Origin of the sequence: Herbaspirillum camelliae (assembly GCF_001929405.1) — a bacterium.
GTDB classification, from domain to species: domain Bacteria; phylum Pseudomonadota; class Gammaproteobacteria; order Burkholderiales; family Burkholderiaceae_D; genus Herbaspirillum; species Herbaspirillum seropedicae.
Window position 1 is genome coordinate 4,047,500 of sequence record NZ_KV880769.1, and the last position, 19,172, is coordinate 4,066,671.

Below are 19,172 nucleotides of genomic sequence, written 5' to 3' on the forward strand. Positions count from 1 at the left end.
GCTGCAGCATTGAACAAGCAAGACGACAAGGAAGCGCAAGACAACGATGGCCAAGGTCAAGACCAATTACACCTGCACCGAATGCGGTGGCGTCAGCAACAAATGGGCCGGTCAATGCCCGGCCTGCGGTCAGTGGAATACCCTGGTCGAGACCCTGGTGGAGCCGGCGGGCGGCAACCGCTACTCCAATTCGCCGCAAAGCCTGGCGCAGACTGCACCGGTGCTGAGCCTGGCCGACATCGAGGCCATCGATGTGCCGCGCTTTGGCACGGGTATCGAGGAATTCGACCGGGTGCTGGGTGGCGGCCTTGTGCCGGGTGGCGTGGCGCTGATCGGTGGCGATCCCGGCATCGGCAAGTCGACCCTGCTGCTGCAGGCGCTGGCCAATATCTCCCGGCTCAAGAAGGTGCTCTACGTCAGCGGCGAAGAGTCAGGCGCACAGATCGCCCTGCGCGCCAAGCGGCTGGCGGTGGATGCGCGCGAGCTGCAACTGCAGGCCGAGATCCAGCTCGAAAAGATCCTCGCCACCCTGGCCGAGCACAAGCCCGAAGTGGCGGTGATCGATTCCATCCAGACCCTTTATTCCGATGCGCTGACCTCGGCCCCTGGTTCGGTGGCCCAGGTGCGCGAATGCGCCGCCCAGCTTACCCGCGTGGCCAAGACCTCGGGCATCACCATCATCATGGTCGGCCACGTCACCAAGGAAGGTGCATTGGCCGGGCCGCGCGTGCTGGAGCATATCGTCGATACGGTGCTTTACTTCGAGGGCGATACCCATTCCAGCTTCCGTCTGGTGCGGGCCTTCAAGAACCGCTTTGGCGCGGTCAATGAGCTGGGCGTGTTTGCCATGACCGAGAAGGGCTTGAAGGGCGTTTCCAATCCCTCGGCCCTGTTCCTGTCGCAACACGAAAACCAGGTTCCTGGCTCCTGCGTGATGGTGACCCAGGAGGGGACCCGTCCGCTGCTGGTGGAAATCCAGGCGCTGGTGGACAGTTCGCACGTACCCAACGCCCGCCGCCTCTCGGTGGGGCTGGAGCAGAACCGCCTGGCCATGCTGCTGGCGGTGCTGCACCGGCATGCGGGAGTGGCCGCCTTCGATCAGGACGTCTTCATCAATGCGGTGGGCGGCGTCAAGATCACCGAACCGGCGGCTGACCTGGCGGTACTGCTGGCCATCAATTCTTCCATGCGCAACAAGCCCTTGCCGCGCGGCTTGGTGGTGTTCGGCGAAGTCGGCCTGGCCGGTGAGATTCGTCCCGCGCCACGGGGACAGGAGCGGTTGCGCGAAGCAGCCAAGCTAGGTTTCTCGATTGCCGTGATTCCCAAGGCCAATGCGCCCAAGCAGGCCATCGAAGGCTTGAAGGTGATCGCGGTGGAGCGTATCGACGACGCCTTGCAGAAAGCCCGCGAGATCGACGATCACGCCGGTTGAAGCCAGCCTGCCAGGCTATCCGGGAATGTTGTAGGTGACGATGACCTGGTTGATCCCGCCCTTGATGGGCGCTTCACCCACAGCGGCGCGGGCGCGCACCCGATAGTAGAGCTGGAAGGGCTTGCTGGCGTCGCGACCATTGAAGAAATCGGTGCTGCCAGTATTGGCGTCGGTGACATGCCAGCAGTTGCCCGCGTCCTGCCAGCACAGCAAGGCTTCGAAGCCGGGCGGCTTGTTCGAGACCGTGTAGCGCCAGCTGACCTTGCTGATCGTCGACCCGGGCGGCACCGTGCCTACTACCCTGAATTGCGTCACGTAGTCGGCATTGCGGGCGCGGATATCCGGTCCGGCGGCTTCAGACGCGTAAGAGCCCACCGGTCCGTTGGTGGGCGCGGCCGCGGGTGCGGCAGCCGGCGCTCCTGGCACGATGGGGGAGAGGATGACGATGGGCCGGCGCCCTTCATTGCCTCCCTGGGGCAGGCTGAGGTTGCGGTCGGCATAGCTTTGCGCCGTGGCCTGGGCGGGCAGCAGGGTGGCGGCGCCCAGCAGGAGCAGCAGGATAGCCCGGTCAGGCATGGCGCCGATGTCCTTGCAGCGGCAGGGTGATCTGTACCAGCAGGCCACTGCGGGTCTCTTCATGTCCCTTCAGGAGCAGCTTGCCATTGTGCTTGAGCACGATGCGATTGACGATGGCCAGCCCGAGGCCGGAGCCATTGGCCTGGCCGCGCGCCGTGTCCAGCCGGGTGAACGGGCGCAGCAGGCGTTCGCATTCGTTGACGGGCACACCGGGGCCTTGGTCCGACACTTCCACCACCACCTGATGACCCTCGATGCGGCTGCGGATGTCGATCTCGGCGCAATCGGTACCTTCGGTCTTGCCGTAGCGGCGGGCATTTTCCACCAGGTTGCTGAACACGCGGGCCAGTTCCGTGCCATTGCCGGCGACTTGCGTGTCGGGGGTGATCTGGGTGTGGACCCGGATATCGGACAGGCGCGACGCATTGCCGGCCACATCCTGCAAGACGTCGGCCAGGTCGATGGTTTCCAGGCTGCTGGTGTCGAAGGGTTTGGCGTAATCGAGGAACTGGCCGATGATGCTGTCCATCTGCGCCAGGTCCGAGTGCATGCCATCACGCGCTTCGTCGGACAGGTTGGCCATCTCGACCTCCAGCTGCATGCGCGCCAGCGGCGTGCGCAGGTCGTGCGAGATGCCGGCCAGGATCAGGGCGCGGTCCGATTCGATACGGTTCAGGTCGGCCACCATCTGGTTGAAGCTGCGATTGGCTTCCTCGATCTCGGTGGGGCCGGATTCGGGCAGGGGCTCGGGCTGGCGGCCCTTGGCGATGGCCCGGGCGGCAGCTGTCAGGCGCGCCAGCGGCTGGTTGATCAGGGTGGAGATGAAGACTGCGCCGATCAGCGACAGGAACAGGGCAATCGAACCCCAGCCCAGCCATTGCAGGCTGGAGGTGCGGTCCAGGCGGCCCCGGTCCAGCATCAGCCAGTACTTGTCGTCATCGATGTTGAAACTGATCCAGAAGCCTTCGACGTCGTTGACGCTGGAGGCGAACAAGGTGTTCTCGTCCAGCGATTGGCGCACGTAATACTCCAGCTCCGGGACGATGGGGGAATCCTCCGGCGGGACGATGCGGTCACTCTTTTCCAGCGGATAGATGCGGATGCCTTCGTTGCTGGCCAGGTCGAACAGCAATTCGCGGCGCATCTCCGGGGCCGAGTGGGTCAGGGCGGCGCGGGTAATGGTGACCACCGAGACGATCTGCGCGGCCAGCTGCTCCGCGCGCGGGCCGCGTTCGACCATGCGAAAGCTGGCCACCCAGGCCACCATGCTGGCGGTGATCAGGAAGGTCAGGAGGAAGAAGGTGCGCCAGAACAGGCCGTTGCTGAACCATCCTGATTGGGTACGGACTTTCATCGGCAAGCGGCCTGCAGGTCAGGGGTGAAACGGACGATCAGCGCGGTTTCCCTTCGGGAATGAAGACATAGCCCAGGCCCCAGACGGTCTGGATGTACAGCGGATTGGCCGGATCGGGCTCGATCAGCTTGCGCAGGCGCGAGATCTGCACGTCCAGGCTGCGGTCGAAGACTTCATATTCGCGACCGCGCGCCATTTCCATCAGTTTTTCCCGCGACAGCGGTTGACGGGCATTGCGGGCAAATACCTTGAGGACCGAGAATTCGCCGGTCGTCAGGGAAATGGTGTCGCCGTTCTTCTTCAGCGTGCGGGTGCCCAGGTCCAGGATGAAATCGCCGAACTCGAAGGTTTCCGGCGTTTCCGACGGCGCGCCCGGTAGTTCGTCCGGTCCCTTGCGGCGCAAGACCGCATTGATGCGGGCCACCAGTTCACGCGGATTGAAGGGTTTGGGCAGGTAGTCATCTGCGCCCATTTCCAGGCCGATGATGCGATCCACGTCCTCGCCCTTGGCGGTGAGCATGATGATGGGCGTCTGGTCACCCGCGCCGCGCAGGCGGCGGCAGATCGCCAGCCCGTCTTCGCCGGGCAGCATCAGGTCCAGCACCAGCAGGTCGTAGCGCTCGCGAATCCAGAGCTTGTTCATGGCCTGGGCGTTTTCCGCCGTGACCACGTTGAACCCCTGCTCGGTCAGGTAGCGACGCAGCAGGTCGCGCAGACGGATGTCGTCGTCCACCACCAACACTTTGAATTGATTGGCGGATGTTGTCGTATTACTATTGTTGCCGTTGGTCGTATTCATGTTGCCTATGGTAGCGTCTTGGCGATTTTGAGCAAGTCAGGCTTGTCCATCCATTACAAACTGTTACATCCCTTACCTTAATCATCTTATACCATCGCGGCCTGCGGCCTAAACTGGAATCACGTAGGGAAAGCGACGTCGGCATTGTCATTGTCTCGCTGCTGATGGCTTCATCGTCGCTTCCTGGTTCTGATTCTCTGTATCTGGAAAATACGCGTTATGAAGAGTGCAGTCGTCAACAAGCTATGTCTGGCCGCGGTGGTGACGCTCGGCGTGGGAGCTGCCGCGATGGCGGGCCCACCCCAGGGCGGACGTCCGATGCCTGGCCAGCCCGGTGACTTCAGGCAGCACGCGGGCGACTTCAACCCGCAGGATCATCGCAACCAGATGGCCAGCGACCAGGAGCAGCGCCGCAACGGCAAACTCAGCGCAGACGAGCGGCGCGAACTGCGTCGCCAGATCAACGAGGTCGGCCAGGACATCTATCGCGTCAAGCGCTGATCTGCATGGATATCAGCGGGCGGAAAAGATTCTGCCCCGACAAGCAAAAGCCCGGAAAACATGTTCCGGGCTTTTTTATTGGCGCGGACAAGCCGGCCTTAGCTCTCTCAGGTCTCTCAGATTCAGATCTCTCAGGTCTATATCTGGTGGGCCTTGCCCAGCTTCTTCTCCAGGCGGTGTTGCAGGGCCTCGAAACACAGGCTCAGCATCCAGTAGATGGCCGCCGCCGCCACATACAGGGGCAGCGGACGGAAGGTTACGGCAATGACCTCCTTGGTCGCCAGCATCAGCTCGGTCACCGTGATGACCGATACCAGCGAGGTATCCTTGATCAGGCTGATCAGGGTATTGCTCATCGACGGCACGGCAATGCGCACGGCCTGCGGCACGATGATGTAGCGCAGGGTCTGGAAGTAGGTCAGCCCGACGCTGAAGGCCGCATTCCACTGGCCGCGCGTGACGCCCAGGATGGCGCCGCGCAGGCTTTCCGACAGGTAGGCGCTGGCGTTCAGGCTCAGGGTCAGCACCCCTGCCGTGAGTGGGGAGAACTCGATGCCCATGCCCGGCAAGCCGTAATAGACCACGAAGATCTGTACCAGCAGCGGCGTGCCGCGCATCATGCTCACGTAGATGGCGGCGGGCCAGTGGATCGGCCGCCACGGGACGATGCGCGCCACTGCCAGCATGAATCCCAGCACCAGGCCACCCAGCATCGAGGCCAGCGCGAAGAGCAGGGTGTAGCCCACTCCCTTGGCCAGCGTCGGGGCGGCTTGCTGCAGCAGTTCGAGGATTTCCATAAGCATTCGATATAAAAAATTATCCCCGCAATGCGGGGATAGATCGTTCCGCCCGGCAATAGCCGGACGGCAAGGCGGGCCTTGAACGCGCCTTATTGTGCTTTCGGCGGCTGGCTCACGTCAATGCCGAACCACTTCTCGGAAGCGGCCTTGAAGCTGCCATCTGCCTTGATGTCGGCCAGGGCCTTGTTCAGGGCAGCCTTGAATTCCGGATTGCCCTTGCGGAAGGGGATGCCAATCTTGTCGACGGTGCCAATCGGGCTGCCAGCCTTCAGCGGCAGGTTGGTCGACTTCAGTATGTAGCCCACCAGCAGGCTGTCGTTCAAGGCGGCATCGATGCGGCCTGCCGCCAGGTCAGCCAGGTACTCGGGCGAGCCCGGATAGGTGCGCACGTCAATGCCGGCGACAGCCTTGGCCTTCTGCTCGAAGTTGGTGCCCTGGCCCAGGCCGAGCTTCTTGCCCTTCAGGTCGTCCAGGCTCTTGAATTCGCGCTTTTCATCCTTGCGCACGATCAGCTGGGCGCTGGAGAGGGTGTACGGATCGGAGAAATCGAAGGCCTTCTGGCGCTCGTCGGTGATGCCGACCTGGTTGATGATGACGTCATACTTGCCCGCGCCCAGACCGGCCAGGATGCCGCTCCACTCGGTGGTGGTGAAGACCGGCTTCACGCCCAGCTTGGCGGCCAGCAGCTTGGCGACATCGACCTCGAAGCCGGTCAGTTCGCCCGTCTTGGGATCCTTGAAGTTGAACGGAGGATAGTTGCCTTCCAGCGCCACCTTCAGGGTGCCGCTGCTCTTGACCGACTGCAGCAGGTCCGCTGCCGAGACGCTCAGGGAAGAAGCCAGCAGCGCCGCGCCCACACCGGCCAGCAACCATTGCTTGATGTTCTTGTTCATATCTCGATGTCCTTATAAAAACTTTCGCCGCAAACATTGCAGCCAGGTCGCAATGATGCCCTCGTTTTGCCGAACTGCAAGGGCTGGTTTAATACTTTGATGTAGAAAGCTTATGCCGGCCCCGGTTCCTGCGGTCTTCAGGCCTGCAATTGCTCCAGCGCCTCCTGCTGTTCCAGCCATTCGTTTTCCAGCTGGTCCAGTTCCTTGCTGCAGTAGGCCTGGTCGGTGATGAGAGTCTTCAGTTCTTCCTTGTTGGCGGCGTCGTAGATGTCCGGGCTGGCCAGGCGGACGTCGATCTCTGCCTTGCGGGCGTTGAGCTTGGCGATCTGCTCATCAAGACGCTTGATGCGCGCCTCGATAGGCTTTTTCAGGGCCGACATCTTCTGGCGCTGTTCGGCTTCCAGTCGCTTCTGTTCCTTGCGGTCCACCAGCGAGGCTGGGGCCTCGACCACCGGCTGGCTGGCCGTGGGTAGAGGCGCGGCAGCCGCCGCATCATTGCGGGCCGCCAGCTTGGTCTTGAAGAGCCAATCCTTGTAGTCGTCCAGGTCGCCATCGAAGGGTTGCAGCTTGCCTTCGGCCACGATCAGGAACTGGTCGGTCGTAGCGCGCAACAGGTGGCGATCGTGGGAGACCAGCACCAGCGTGCCCTCGAACTGCGCCAGCGCCATGGTGAGCGCTTCGCGCGTTTCCAGATCCAGGTGGTTGGTCGGTTCGTCCAGCAGCAGCAGGTTGGGGCGCTGCCAGACGATCAGGGCCAGCGCCAGGCGCGCCTTTTCGCCGCCCGAGAACGGCGCGATGGAGGAGGTCGCCATGGTGCCGTTGAAGTTGAAGCTGCCGAGGAAATTGCGCAGCTCCTGCTCGCGCACATCCGGCGCCAGCCGGGTCAGGTGCCACAGCGGCGATTCGTCATGGCGCAGCATCTCCACCTGGTGCTGGGCGAAGTAGCCGATCACCAGGCCCTTGCCCAGGCGGGCGGTGCCGGAGAGCGGATCGATCTCGCCCGCCACGGTCTTGATCAGCGTCGATTTACCCGCGCCGTTGACGCCCAACAGACCAATGCGCTGGCCGTTCTGCAGCGAGAAATCGATGCCATGCACGATGATCTTGTCTTCATCGGGCGCGCCATTCTTGCCCTCGATGTGATAGCCGGCGTTGACCTTTTCCATCACCAGCAAGGGATTGGGGGCCGACAAGGGCTCGCGGAATTCGAACGAGAATTCCGCCGCCGCCCGCAGCGGCGCCAGCTCTTCCATCTTGGACAGGGCTTTCATGCGGCTCTGCGCCTGGCGCGCTTTGGTCGCCTTGGCCTTGAAGCGGTCGATGAAGGATTGCAGGTGTGCACGCTGGCGCTGCTGCTTCTCGATCATGCCGGCCATCAGTTCCAGTTGAGCCGAACGCTGGCGCTCGAAAGCGCTGTAGTTGCCGGAATAACGCTTCAGTTTGCGATCATCGATATGAACGATCACATTCACCACGCCATCCAGGAAATCGCGGTCGTGGGAAATGATGAGCAGGGTGCCCTCGTAGCGCTTCAACCAGTCTTCCAGCCAGATGATGGCATCCAGGTCCAGGTGGTTGGTCGGTTCGTCCAGCAGCAGCAGGTCGGACGGGCACATCAGCGCCTGCGCCAGGTTCAGGCGCATGCGCCAGCCGCCAGAGAAGCTGGCCACCGGTCGCGCCATCTGTTCCAACGAAAAGCCCAGGCCCAGCAGCAATTGCTCGGCGCGCGAGCGCACCGTATAGGCATCGGCATCGGCCAGGGCGGTATGCAGCTCGGCGATATGGTTGCCGTCGTGCTTGTCATCGGGCTGCGCTTCGGCGCGGGCCAGATCGGCTTCCAGCTGGCGCAGGTGGGCATCGCCATCGATGGCGTACTCGATGGCCGGACGGTCCAGCGCCGGCGTTTCCTGCGCCACATAGGCCATGCGCCAGCGCGCCGGGAAATCGATATTGCCTAAGTCGGCATGCAGCTCGCCACGCAGCATGGCAAACAGGCTGGACTTGCCGGCGCCATTGGCGCCGATCAGGCCGATCTTGTCGCCCGGGTTGAGCGTCAGGTCGACATTCTCCAGCAAAGGCTTGACGCCCCGCTGGAGGGAAACTTGCTGGAAACGGATCATCAGTGATTCACAATCGTTGGGACGCGGTGCAAGAGCAAGCGCTCAAGCTCAGGCCAGTTGCAGCTGTTCAGCCGTGACCAGGAAGACCATGTCATCCCCGGCGCTGGTGGTCAGCCAGGTCAGTTCCAGTTCCGGGAAGGCGGCTTCGGCAAAGGCGCGCTCATTGCCGATCTCGACCACCAGCACGCCTTCGGGCGTGAGGCGCTCGGCAGCACCGGCGACGATCTTGCGCACCAGGTCCATGCCATCCTCGCCCCCGGCCAGCGCCAGTTGCGGTTCGCGCAGGTATTCCTGGGGCAGCTTGCTCATGGAACCGGAATTCACATACGGCGGATTGCTGATGATCAGATCGTACTTGCGCAGCGGCAGCTGCGTGTACAGGTCGGATTCGACCAGGTTGATGCGCTCCTGCAACTGGTATTCATCCACGTTCTTGCGCGCCACGGCCAGGGCGTCGGCGGAGATATCGACGGCGTCGATCTGCGCATTCGGGAAGGCGTCAGCCAGCAGGATGGGCAGGCAGCCCGAACCGGTGCAGAGATCCAGGGCATTCTCGATGGCTTCCGGGTCCTGGATCCACGGCGAGAAATGCTGCGGAATCAGTTCGGCGATGAAGGAACGCGGCACGATCACGCGTTCATCCACATAGAAGCGATAGGCGCCCAGCCAGGCTTCATTGGTGATGTAGGCGGCCGGCACGCGGTCCTTGCTGCGGCGTTCGATGACGCGCATGACCGAAGCGATTTCCTCGGGCAGCAAACGTGCATCGAGGAAGGGATCGAGCTGGTCCAGCGGTAGCTTCAGCGTATGCAGGATCAGGTAGGCCGCTTCATCCAGCGCATTGCTGCTGCCGTGGCCGAAGAACAGTTGTTCGGTGTTGAAGCGGGTCACGGCGTAGCGCAGCAGGTCGCGCACGGTGGAGAAATTGTTGGGAGTCATGAGGTTCTCTTGGATGCAATGCCGCCAGCTCAGGCCAGCAGGTTTTCCAGCGTCTTGCGGTAGATGTTCTTCAAGGGATCGATGTAGCGCACTTCGATGTGCTCATCGATCTTGTGGATGCTGTCATTGGGCGGGCCGAACTCGATCACCTGCGGGCAGATCTGGGCGATGAAGCGTCCATCGGAAGTGCCGCCGGTGGTGGACAGCTCGGTGTCCAGCCCGGTCTCGTCCTTGATCGCCTTGGACAGGGCATCCGACAGGTCGCCGCGCGGGGTCAGGAAGGGCAGGCCGCCGACGGTCCACTTCAGGTCATATTCCAGGCCGTGCTTGTCGAGGATGGCATGCACGCGCTGCTGCAAACCTTCCACGGTGCTGGCGGTGGAGAAGCGGAAGTTGAAGTCGATCACCACGTCGCCCGGGATCACGTTGGATGCGCCGGTGCCGCCATGGATATTGGAAATCTGCCAGGAAGTCGGCAGGTAGTATTCATTGCCCGCATCCCACTGCTCGGCCACTAGCTCGGCCAGGGCGGGCGCGGCCTGGTGGATGGGGTTGCGCGCCAGCTGCGGGTAGGCGATATGACCCTGGATGCCCTTGACAGTCAGCTTGCCCGACATGGTGCCGCGGCGGCCGTTCTTGATCATGTCGCCCAGGGTCTTGGCCGAGGTCGGCTCGCCGACGATGCAGTAGTCCAGTTGTTCGCCACGCGCCTTGAGGGCATTGCAGACCACCACGGTGCCGTCGATGGCAGGGCCTTCTTCGTCGCTGGTGATGAGGAAGCCGATCGAACCCTTGTGGTCCGGATGCGCCGCCGTGAACTCTTCGCAAGCCACCACCATGGCGGCAATCGAGGTCTTCATGTCGGAGGCGCCGCGACCGTACAGGCGGCCATCGCGCAGGGTCGGCTGGAAGGGATGCGACTGCCACTTCTCCAGCGGGCCGGTGGGCACCACGTCGGTGTGGCCTGCGAAGACCACCAGCGGCTGGGCTGTGCCCTTGCGCGCCCACAGGTTGGTGACATCGCCGGACTGGATGGTCTCGCAGACGAAGCCCAGCGGCGTGAGCAATTCCGCCAGCCTGGCCTGGCAGCCTTTGTCTTCGGGGGTGACGGAAGAAAGGGACATCAATTCCTGGGTCAGGGCCAGCGTCTTGCTCATGATCATTTCTCGAAAATGTGTTGATACTGATCGGCCTTGAAGCCGACGTGATACTGCTTGCCATCGAAGAGCACCGGACGCTTCACCACCGAGGGGTTTTCCACCATCAGGGCCACCGCTGCGGTGTCATCGGTGATGGCGGCCTTGCGCTCGTCCGGCAGGGCGCGCCAGGTGGTCCCTTTGCGGTTGACCAGCACGTCGCGCTCCACATCCTTCAACCAGGCTTGCGCTTGCCCGGCGGTGAGGCCCGCCTTCTTGAAATCGTGGAAGTGATAGGCGATGCCTTGCTCGTCCAGCCAGACGCGGGCCTTCTTGACGGTGTCGCAGTTGGGGATGCCGTAGAGGGTGATCTTGTCGCTCATGCTTGTTCTCGCGCTTGTTCTCGCAATCGAGGTCACTAGAACACGACGCCGCGCCGGTGTACGAGACGACCGGCGCGGCGCGTGGGTGCTTCAGGACTTCAGGCAAGCCGCTGGTGCGGAATTACTCGCCGCGCAGCAGTTCGTTGATGGAAGTCTTGGAGCGGGTCTGGGCATCGACCTTCTTGACGATGATCGCAGCGTACAGGCTGTACTTGCCATCCTTGGAGGGCAGGTTGCCCGGCACCACCACCGAACCTGCCGGCACGCGGCCATAGTGGACTTCGCCGGTTTCGCGGTCATAGATCTTGGTCGATTGGCCGATGTACACGCCCATGGACAGCACCGAGTTCTCTTCGATGATGACGCCTTCGACGACTTCCGAGCGGGCGCCGATGAAGCAGTTGTCTTCGATGATGACGGGGCCGGCCTGCACCGGCTCGAGCACGCCGCCGATGCCCACGCCACCGGACAGGTGAACGTTCTTGCCGATCTGGGCAGCCGAACCGACGGTGGCCCAGGTATCGACCATCGTGCCTTCATCGACATAGGCGCCGATGTTGACGTAGGAGGGCATCAGCACCACGTTGCGGCCGATGAAGGAACCATGACGGGCAACGGCAGGCGGCACCACGCGGAAGCCACCCTTTGCAAAATCTTCAGCGGTGTAGTTGGCGAACTTGGTGGGCACCTTGTCGTAGAACTGCGGGTAGCCGGTACCGGCCGACATCGGCACGTTGTCTTCCAGGCGGAAGGACAGCAGGATGGCCTTCTTCACCCATTGGTTGACTTCCCACTGGCCGACGCCTTGACGGTTGGCGACGCGCAGGGTGCCATCGTTCAGGCCTGCGATCACTTCGGCCACCGCATTGCGGATGTCGGCCGGAGCGCTCTTGGGGGACAGGCTGGCGCGGTCTTCCCACGCCTGATCGATGATTTGCTGAATGGACTGTGTCATGTTGATATCTATGAACGGTTGGGTGAAAGGGGTATGAATCTGGCTTCTTGGTCGGACTCAGGCCTGGCCGGCCAGTTTCCTGGTGAAGGCGACGATGCGGTGCGCCGCCTCCAGGCATTCTTCGACTTCGGCCACCAGCGCCATGCGGATGCGGCCGGCGCCCGGATTGACGCCATGCGCCTCGCGCGCCAGGTAGCTGCCGGGCAGCACCGTGACATTATATTCGGCGTACAGGCGTTGGGCGAATTCGGTGTCGCTGATGTTGATCAGCTTGTCGACCTTGGCCCAGAGGTAGAAGGCCGCATCGGGCAAGGCCACCTCCAGCACTTCCTGCAGCAGCGGAGTGACCTGGGAGAACTTGGTGACGTACTTGGCGATGTTGTCCTGGACGTGGGTCTCGTCCTGCCAGGCCAGCACGGAAGCGGCCTGGATCACCGGGCTCATGGCCGCGCCGTGGTAGGTGCGGTAGAGCAGGAATTTCTTCAGGATGGCCGCATCGCCGGCCACGAAGCCCGAGCGCATGCCCGGCACGTTGGAGCGCTTGGACAGGCTGGAGAAGGAAATCAGGTTGCGGTAGTCGCGCCCCAGCAGGCGCGCGGCTTGCATGCCGCCCAGCGGCGGGTCCTCGTTGAAGTAGATCTCGGAATAGCACTCGTCGGAAGCGATCACGAAGCCATAGCGATCCGACAGGGCGAACAGTTCCTTCCAGTCTTCCAGCGTCAGCACCGCGCCCGTCGGGTTGCCCGGCGAGCAGACGAACAGCAGCTGTACGCGTTCCCACACCTCTTGCGGTACCTGGCTGAAATCGGGCGCAAAGTTGCGCGCCGGGTCCGAATTGACGAAGTAGGGCTGGGCGCCGGCCAGATAGGCCGAGCCTTCGTAGATCTGGTAGAACGGGTTGGGGCACATCACCAGCGCGCCCGGCCTGGTCGGATCGACCACAGTCTGGGTCAGCGAGAACAGCGCCTCGCGCGAACCATTGACCGGCAGGATCTCGGTAGCCGGGTCAGGACGCGGGATGTCATAACGTTTCTGCAGCCAGTCGGCAATCGCACCGCGCAGGGCGTCGCTGCCCAGGGTGGCCGGGTAGGAGGCCAGGCCAGCCAGGTTGTCGATCAGCGCCTGCTGGATGAAGGCCGGAGTCGGATGCTTGGGCTCGCCAATGCCCAGGCTGATCGGGCGGTAGGCGGGATCGGGCGTGACGCCGGCGAAGAGCTTCTTGAGCTTTTCGAAGGGATACGGCTGCAGTTGGTCGAGTAAGGGATTCACGGCGCTGGACTGGAGTAAAGCTTCGCGGGCCAGCGCACATGCGGCTTGCATGCGGTCGGCCAGGGCAAAGGGCTGGGAAAGCTTGCGATTATACCGTCATTGCCGGGCTGATGGTCCCTCGCCCTGTTGATCGCCAGACATGATTGCTTGCCAGGTGACATCCGTGCTCGTGAATGAAAAGTAAGCTGTACAACGTGCAATCTGAACAATCGGGCTCATGGAGCCGGTGTATTCAGTGGATTGTCAGGAAGCTTTCAGGGGTATCGTGCGGGTTCGCCAAACCTGGCCGACCCACGAGGACGGCCGTCGAACCCGGAGAAGAAAATAATGAAAAGCCTCAAGGCACAGCTGCTGTCGGCGCTGGTGGTGATGTGGGCGGGCTTGTTGCTGCTGGCTGCGTGGTCGGCCTTCAGCGCCCGTGAAAACATGATCGATGAACGCAAGGACGGCTTGCGGCGCGTGGTCGAGGCCGCCAATGGCGTGGTCAAGAGCTATGTGGCCGATGTCGCTGCCGGCCGTGTTTCCAAGGAAGAAGCCCAGAAGAACGCGCTGGAGCGCATTGCCGCCATGCGCTACGACGGCGACAACTACCTGTTCATCTTCGATTCCCGCCCGGTGGTACTGATGCTGCCGTCCAACAAGGCCATGGTGGGCAAGAACGTGGCCGACCGCAAGGATTCGGAAGGCAAGGCCTACTACGTCGAGATGATGAAGGTGGGCCAGGAGAAGCAGCATGGCTTCGTCCAGTACATGGGACGCCTGCCGGGTACCGATGACAGCAACCGCACGCCCAAGATGAGCTATGTGGTGCATAACCAGGACTGGGACTGGTTCATCGTCACCGGCGTGTTCCTCAGCGACGTGCAGGCGCAGTTCCGTGCTGACCTGTTCCGCCTGCTGGGCATCCTGCTGGTGGTGGGGGTGGTGGTGTCGGTGATGATGCTGGCCATCATCCGTCGCATCACCGGCAGCCTGGGCGGCGAGCCGGCCTATGCGGTCGATATCGCCACCCGCATTGCCAATGGCGACCTGACCGTGCAGGTGCACACGCGCCCCGGGGACACCCGCAGCCTGCTCTACGCGATGGCCACCATGCGCGAGCGGCTGGCCGGGGTCATCAAGGGCATCCGCCAGGGCACCGACGCCATCGACATCGGCGCCCGCGAGATCGCCGCCGGCAATCTCGACCTGTCCAGCCGCACCGAAGAACAGGCAGGCTCATTGGCGACGACGGCCTCGAACATGGATGGGCTGACCGCCACCGTCAAGCAGAACGCCGACAATGCCCGCCAGGCCGGCCAGTTGGCCCATAGCGCCTCCGACATCGCTACCCGTGGGGGTGAGGTGGTGGGGCAGGTGGTGCAGACCATGGAGGGCATCACCGGCAGCTCGCGCAAGATCGCCGACATCATCGGCGTCATCGACGGCATTGCCTTCCAGACCAACATCCTGGCCCTCAATGCCGCGGTGGAAGCGGCCCGGGCGGGCGAGCAGGGGCGCGGTTTCGCCGTGGTGGCGTCGGAAGTGCGTTCGCTGGCCCAGCGCAGCGCCCAGGCGGCCAAGGAAATCAAGGCCCTCATCGAGGATTCGGTGCAGCGCGTGGGCAGCGGTTCGGACCAGGTGGCGCGTGCTGGCCAGACCATGGGCGAGGTGGTGGCGGCGGTGCGCAGCCTCACCGATATCGTCGGTGAAATCTCGGCAGCGTCCGAAGAGCAGCGCAACGGCATCGAGCAGGTCAACCTCGCCATCGGTGAAATGGATCAGGTGACCCAGCAGAATGCAGCCCTGGTCGAGCAGGCCGCTGCAGCCGCCGGTTCGCTGGAAGAGCAGGCGCGCCGCCTGAAGGCGGCGGTATCGACGTTCCGCGTCGATGGTGAAGAGAACCTCAGTACCCCGTTGGCGCCGGCGATGGCTGCCGCCACCGCCAATGTCGTGCGCAAAGCGCCTGCCGCAGCTGCTATCCCCGTTGCATCGGCCAAACCGCTGGCCGGCAAGTCCTTGGCCAAGCCTGCGGGCGGGGCGGCGCCCTTGCCCGCGCCCGCCAAGGCAGCGCCAGCCGCCAAGCCGACCTCTACCTCCAAGGCCATGCCGGCTGGCGATGACGGGGACTGGGAGACCTTCTGATTCCAGCGCTGGCGCAGTCCGGGAACGGGCGCGCCTGCTACCCAAGGCAAGACGCTGCGCTGATGCGAGTCGGCGCAGCGTCTTTTTCTTGCGCGCCGGGATAGGCCTGGCCACCGTGCTGCTGCTGACAGTGCAGGCCAGGAGCCGTTTTTGGTCTGGTCCGGCGCTTGCGATGTTATGATACCGGCCTTTCCGGAAGCAAAATTCCCGCTTTCTCCCAATTGTTTTAATTTGTCGATAACGTGCGTCTAACTTCCATCAAATTATCTGGATTCAAGTCCTTCGTCGAGCCTACGCATTTCCAGGTTCCGGGGCAGCTGGTAGGCGTGGTCGGACCGAACGGCTGCGGCAAATCCAACATCATCGACGCTGTGCGCTGGGTCCTGGGTGAATCCAAGGCTTCCGAGCTGCGCGGCGAGTCGATGCAGGACGTCATCTTCAACGGCTCCACCCACCGCAAGCCGGCCGGGCGCGCCTCGGTCGAGCTGGTGTTCGACAATTCCGCCGGCAAGGCGGCGGGCCAGTGGGGGCAGTACGCCGAAATCGCCGTCAAGCGCACGCTGACCCGCGATGGTACGTCTTCCTACTACATCAACAACCAGTCCGTGCGCCGCCGCGACATCCAGGACATCTTCCTCGGCACCGGCCTGGGCCCGCGCGCCTACGCCATCATTGGGCAGGGCATGATCTCGCGCATCATCGAGGCGCGTCCTGAAGAGCTGCGCATCTTCCTGGAAGAAGCCGCGGGCGTGTCGAAGTACAAGGAACGCCGCCGCGAGACCGAGAACCGCCTGCACGACACCACCGAAAACCTGACGCGCCTGGAAGACATCCTGCGCGAGCTGAACACCAACCTGGAAAAGCTGGAAGCGCAAGCCGCCGTGGCCAAGAAATTCCACGAGCTGCAGAACGACCAGGAAGAAAAGCAGAAGCTGCTCTGGCTGCTGCGCAAGAACGAAGCCAAGGCCGAGCAGGAGCGCTTCTTCAAGGAAATCGAACGCGCCCAGATCGACCTGGAAGAGCAGACCGCCAAGCTGCGCCACGTCGAAACCGAACTGGAACACATGCGCCAGGCGCACTATGCCGCCGGCGACCGCCTGCACCAGGCGCAAGGTCATCTGTACCAGACCAATTCCGAGATCGGCAGCCTGGAAGCGCAGATCAAGTTCGTCATCGAATCGCGCAACCGCCTGCAGGCCCAGTTGAACTCCCTGGGCGCACAGCGCGACCAGTGGCAGCGCCAGGGCACCCAGCAGCAGGAAGAACTGGCCGAGGCCGAGATCCAGCTGGAAGAATTCGGCATGCGCGTGGAGCAGGCCCAGCACGCCGTGCAGGACACCAGCGACCGCCTGCCTTCGCTGGAAGCAGCATGGCGCGAGTCGCAGGTCAAGACTACCGAATCACGCGGCAAGATCATGCAGGTGCAGCAGCAGATCGAGCTGCAATCGACGCACCAGCGCAATGCCTCCAACATCCTCTCCGGCCTGGCGGCGCGCCGCGAGCGCCTGATGCAGGAAAAGAACGGCATGGCCATGCCCGACGAGGTCCACCTGTCCAACCTGCGCATGCAGCTGGAAGAAAAGCAGGCCTCGCTGGAAGAGGCCAGCATGTACCTGGACGAGGCGCAGGAGCAACTGCCGCGCCTGGAAGAAGAGCGCCGCACCGCCCAAGAGCTGGTCAGCAAGGAAACCTCGGCCAATGCCCAGCTGGAAGCCCGCCTCACCGCCCTGAAACAATTGCAGGAAAGCGTGCAAGCCCAGGGCAAGGTGCAGCCCTGGCTGGAAAAGCACGGCCTGGCCGAACTGCCGCGTCTGTGGCAGAAGCTGCACATCGAATCCGGTTGGGAAACCGCGCTGGAAGCGGTGCTGCGCGAGCGCATGTCGGCACTGGAAATGTCCAACCTGGACTGGGCCAAGGCCTTCTTCAGCGATGCGCCGCCGGCCAAGCTTGCGCTGTACGCCCCCAATGCCGGCCTGGCCCAGCCCGAAGCCCAGCCGGTGGCGGGCCTGAAGCCCTTCGTCACGCTCCTGCAGCTGAACGATCCGGGCCTGCGCGCCCTGATGAACGACTGGCTCAACCACATCTACATCGCCGACGACACGGCCACCGCCTTTGCCGAGCGCGCCAAGCTGCCGCTGGGCGGCCTGTTCGTGACTCGCCAGGGCCATGTGGTGAGCAATTCCAGCGTGCGTTTCTATGCCTCCGATTCGGAGCAGGACGGCATGCTGGCGCGCCAGCAGGAAATCGAGAACATCACCAAGCAGCAACGCGCGCAGTCGATGCTGGCTGAAGAAGCCAAGGGTCGCGCCGTGCGCGCCGAGGCGGCCTTGTCGGCGGCCTCGCAGCGCCTGCAGGAACTGCGCCAGCGCGTCAATTCGCTGACCCAGTCGGCGCACAGCCTGCAGATCGAAGTGATGAAGCTGGCCGAGGTGCAGGAGCGCTTCAACCAGCGCAGCACCCAGATCGCCACCGACCTGGAAGAAATCGGCATGCAGGAAGCCGAGCAGCAGCAGGTGCAGGCCGAATCCGAGGCCCGCTTCGAGGAGTTGGACATCGAACTGGCCGAGCTGCAGGAGCAGCACGAGAATGGCCAGACCGATTACCTCAACAAGGAACAGCAGCTCAACGACGCCCGCACCCGCCTGCGCGAGCTGGAGCGCGCCGCCCAGGAAACCGAATTCGCCGAGAAGTCGCATCGCAACAAGATCGAGGAATTGAAGCGCGGTATCGCCACCGCCCTGGAACAGGCCGCGCAACTGTTCGCCAGCATGCAGCAGGGATCGCTGGAACTGGAAAGCCTGGACGACCAGGCCGCCCAGGCCGGCCTGCAGGAACTGCTGGACCGCCGCAGTGAACAGGAACGCGCGCTGGCCGACGCCCGCCACGAACTGGACCAGCTGTCGCAGCAATTGCGTTCCCATGAAGAATCGCGCATGCAGGCAGAACGCAGCCTGCAGCCCCAGCGTGACCGCATCACCGAACTGCAACTGAAGGAACAGGCAGCACGCCTGAACCAGGAGCAGTTCTCCGAAGCGCTGGCGCAGACCCAGGCCGACGAGGCCGCGCTGTCGGAAAAGCTGACCAGCGACATGCGCCCGTCCTACCTGCAAGGCGAAGTGACCCGCCTGACCAACGCCATCGCGGCGCTGGGTGCGGTCAACCTGGCTGCGCTGGACGAACTGGCCACCGCCTCCGAGCGCAAGCACTTCCTCGACGCCCAGCATGCCGACCTGAACGAAGCCATCACCACCTTGCAGGATGCGATCCACAAGATCGACATGGAAACCCGCGACCTGCTGCAGGACACCTTCGACAAGGTCAACCACCACTTCTCGGAACTGTTCCCGGTGCTCTTCGGCGGCGGTCAGGCCAAGCTCATCATGACCGGCGACGAGATCCTGGACTCCGGCGTGCAGGTCATGGCGCAGCCCCCGGGCAAGAAGAACGCCACCATCCACCTGCTTTCCGGTGGCGAGAAGGCGCTGACCGCCACGGCCCTGGTGTTCTCCATGTTCCAGCTGAACCCGGCGCCGTTCTGCTTGCTCGACGAGGTGGACGCGCCGCTGGACGATGCCAACACCGAACGCTTCGCCAACATGGTCAAGCGCATGTCCGAGCACACCCAGTTCCTCTTCATCTCGCACAACAAGATCGCCATGGAAATGGCGCAGCAACTGATCGGGGTGACCATGCAAGAGCAGGGCGTGTCGCGTATCGTTGCCGTGGACATGGAATCGGCGGCCAACTTCTCCAGCGCGGAGCAGGCAGCCTGACGGCCAGCGTGGTCGTTCCCCCGGCCTTTGTCGGCTTGACAAGGCGGGGGTGTGACCGTACCCTGAAAACCTTGTCGTCCAGCCCGGAGCAGGCGCTAGCCCCGCTGGAACAGCATTG

General features: G+C 63.2%; 15 protein-coding genes. 4 read left to right on the plus strand and 11 right to left on the minus strand.

The window, feature by feature from the left end:
* The first annotated feature begins 46 nt into the window (after positions 1-46).
* Positions 47-1,432 carry a DNA repair protein RadA gene (radA, locus tag BGK68_RS18295; protein WP_075258252.1) on the plus strand — a complete coding sequence of 462 codons (1,386 nt, stop codon included), beginning with the start codon at positions 47-49 and terminating at the stop codon, positions 1,430-1,432.
* A gap of 15 nt (positions 1,433-1,447) precedes the next feature.
* Here the strand turns inward: radA and BGK68_RS18300 are convergent, their stop codons facing one another.
* Genes BGK68_RS18300 through ompR form a run of 3 tightly spaced genes read right to left on the minus strand, consistent with a single transcriptional unit; the run spans position 1,448 to position 4,161 of the window.
* The gene (locus tag BGK68_RS18300) at positions 1,448-2,008 is read right to left on the minus strand and encodes a flagellar protein FlhE (RefSeq protein WP_198937229.1); all 561 of its coding nucleotides are present in this window, start codon (positions 2,006-2,008) and stop codon (positions 1,448-1,450) included.
* Positions 2,001-3,362 carry a sensor histidine kinase gene (locus tag BGK68_RS18305; RefSeq protein ID WP_198937230.1) on the minus strand — a complete coding sequence of 454 codons (1,362 nt, stop codon included), beginning with the start codon at positions 3,360-3,362 and terminating at the stop codon, positions 2,001-2,003. Before BGK68_RS18305 ends, BGK68_RS18300 begins: the two co-directional genes overlap by 8 nt.
* Before the next feature lie 37 nt (positions 3,363-3,399).
* Positions 3,400-4,161 (minus strand): osmolarity response regulator transcription factor OmpR, encoded by a 762-nt coding sequence (gene ompR, locus BGK68_RS18310; RefSeq protein WP_013234134.1) that lies wholly within the window; start codon positions 4,159-4,161, stop codon positions 3,400-3,402.
* Between the two features lie 219 nt (positions 4,162-4,380).
* Here ompR and BGK68_RS18315 point away from each other — a divergent pair, with 219 nt between their 5' ends.
* On the plus strand, positions 4,381-4,662 hold the full coding sequence (locus BGK68_RS18315; protein ID WP_075258254.1) for a hypothetical protein: 282 nt from the start codon (positions 4,381-4,383) through the stop codon (positions 4,660-4,662).
* Between the two features lie 137 nt (positions 4,663-4,799).
* On the opposite strand, the gene BGK68_RS18320 is transcribed toward BGK68_RS18315, so the two are convergent.
* From BGK68_RS18320 to dapC, 8 genes are all read right to left on the minus strand, one after another.
* The gene (locus tag BGK68_RS18320; RefSeq protein ID WP_198937231.1) at positions 4,800-5,459 is read right to left on the minus strand and encodes an amino acid ABC transporter permease; all 660 of its coding nucleotides are present in this window, start codon (positions 5,457-5,459) and stop codon (positions 4,800-4,802) included.
* Between the two features lie 92 nt (positions 5,460-5,551).
* The gene (locus BGK68_RS18325) at positions 5,552-6,355 is read right to left on the minus strand and encodes a cystine ABC transporter substrate-binding protein (RefSeq protein ID WP_075258256.1); all 804 of its coding nucleotides are present in this window, start codon (positions 6,353-6,355) and stop codon (positions 5,552-5,554) included.
* 137 nt (positions 6,356-6,492) lie between these two features.
* Positions 6,493-8,475, minus strand: coding sequence for an ATP-binding cassette domain-containing protein (locus tag BGK68_RS18330; protein WP_075258257.1), 1,983 nt, complete (start codon positions 8,473-8,475; stop codon positions 6,493-6,495).
* 48 nt (positions 8,476-8,523) lie between these two features.
* Entirely contained in the window at positions 8,524-9,414 is an 891-nt protein-coding gene (gene prmB / locus BGK68_RS18335; RefSeq protein ID WP_075258258.1) for a 50S ribosomal protein L3 N(5)-glutamine methyltransferase, read from the minus strand.
* Positions 9,415-9,443: 29 nt separating this feature from the next.
* Complete coding sequence (gene dapE / locus BGK68_RS18340; protein WP_075259886.1) at positions 9,444-10,571, minus strand: succinyl-diaminopimelate desuccinylase; 1,128 nt, start codon at positions 10,569-10,571, stop codon at positions 9,444-9,446.
* Positions 10,572-10,573: 2 nt separating this feature from the next.
* Entirely contained in the window at positions 10,574-10,933 is a 360-nt protein-coding gene (locus BGK68_RS18345; protein ID WP_075258259.1) for an ArsC family reductase, read from the minus strand.
* 121 nt (positions 10,934-11,054) lie between these two features.
* A complete protein-coding gene (gene dapD / locus BGK68_RS18350; protein WP_006462557.1) occupies positions 11,055-11,888 on the minus strand; it encodes a 2,3,4,5-tetrahydropyridine-2,6-dicarboxylate N-succinyltransferase in 834 nt (277 codons plus the stop codon).
* Positions 11,889-11,945: 57 nt separating this feature from the next.
* Positions 11,946-13,157: a succinyldiaminopimelate transaminase gene (gene dapC, locus BGK68_RS18355; RefSeq protein WP_075259887.1), complete on the minus strand. Its 1,212-nt coding sequence runs from the start codon at positions 13,155-13,157 to the stop codon at positions 11,946-11,948.
* A gap of 327 nt (positions 13,158-13,484) precedes the next feature.
* Between dapC and BGK68_RS18360 the strand changes: the two genes are divergently transcribed.
* Both BGK68_RS18360 and smc read left to right on the plus strand, forming a co-directional pair.
* Positions 13,485-15,281 (plus strand): methyl-accepting chemotaxis protein, encoded by a 1,797-nt coding sequence (locus BGK68_RS18360; protein ID WP_075258260.1) that lies wholly within the window; start codon positions 13,485-13,487, stop codon positions 15,279-15,281.
* Between the two features lie 242 nt (positions 15,282-15,523).
* Positions 15,524-19,054, plus strand: coding sequence for a chromosome segregation protein SMC (gene smc, locus BGK68_RS18365; protein WP_075258261.1), 3,531 nt, complete (start codon positions 15,524-15,526; stop codon positions 19,052-19,054).
* Positions 19,055-19,172: the final 118 nt, after the last annotated feature.

Bases quoted from the DNA above. Each gene is read 5' to 3' on its own strand.
- dapE (WP_075259886.1), bottom strand. From the start codon at position 10,571: ATGAGCAAGACGCTGGCCCTGACCCAGGAATTGATGTCCCTTTCTTCC.
- ompR (WP_013234134.1), bottom strand. From the start codon at position 4,161: ATGAATACGACCAACGGCAACAATAGTAATACGACAACATCCGCCAAT.
- dapD (WP_006462557.1), bottom strand. From the start codon at position 11,888: ATGACACAGTCCATTCAGCAAATCATCGATCAGGCGTGGGAAGACCGC.
- BGK68_RS18330 (WP_075258257.1), bottom strand. From the start codon at position 8,475: ATGATCCGTTTCCAGCAAGTTTCCCTCCAGCGGGGCGTCAAGCCTTTG.
- prmB (WP_075258258.1), bottom strand. From the start codon at position 9,414: ATGACTCCCAACAATTTCTCCACCGTGCGCGACCTGCTGCGCTACGCC.
- BGK68_RS18300 (WP_198937229.1), bottom strand. From the start codon at position 2,008: ATGCCTGACCGGGCTATCCTGCTGCTCCTGCTGGGCGCCGCCACCCTG.
- BGK68_RS18315 (WP_075258254.1), top strand. From the start codon at position 4,381: ATGAAGAGTGCAGTCGTCAACAAGCTATGTCTGGCCGCGGTGGTGACG.
- BGK68_RS18320 (WP_198937231.1), bottom strand. From the start codon at position 5,459: ATGGAAATCCTCGAACTGCTGCAGCAAGCCGCCCCGACGCTGGCCAAG.
- BGK68_RS18325 (WP_075258256.1), bottom strand. From the start codon at position 6,355: ATGAACAAGAACATCAAGCAATGGTTGCTGGCCGGTGTGGGCGCGGCG.
- radA (WP_075258252.1), top strand. From the start codon at position 47: ATGGCCAAGGTCAAGACCAATTACACCTGCACCGAATGCGGTGGCGTC.
- BGK68_RS18345 (WP_075258259.1), bottom strand. From the start codon at position 10,933: ATGAGCGACAAGATCACCCTCTACGGCATCCCCAACTGCGACACCGTC.
- BGK68_RS18360 (WP_075258260.1), top strand. From the start codon at position 13,485: ATGAAAAGCCTCAAGGCACAGCTGCTGTCGGCGCTGGTGGTGATGTGG.
- BGK68_RS18305 (WP_198937230.1), bottom strand. From the start codon at position 3,362: ATGAAAGTCCGTACCCAATCAGGATGGTTCAGCAACGGCCTGTTCTGG.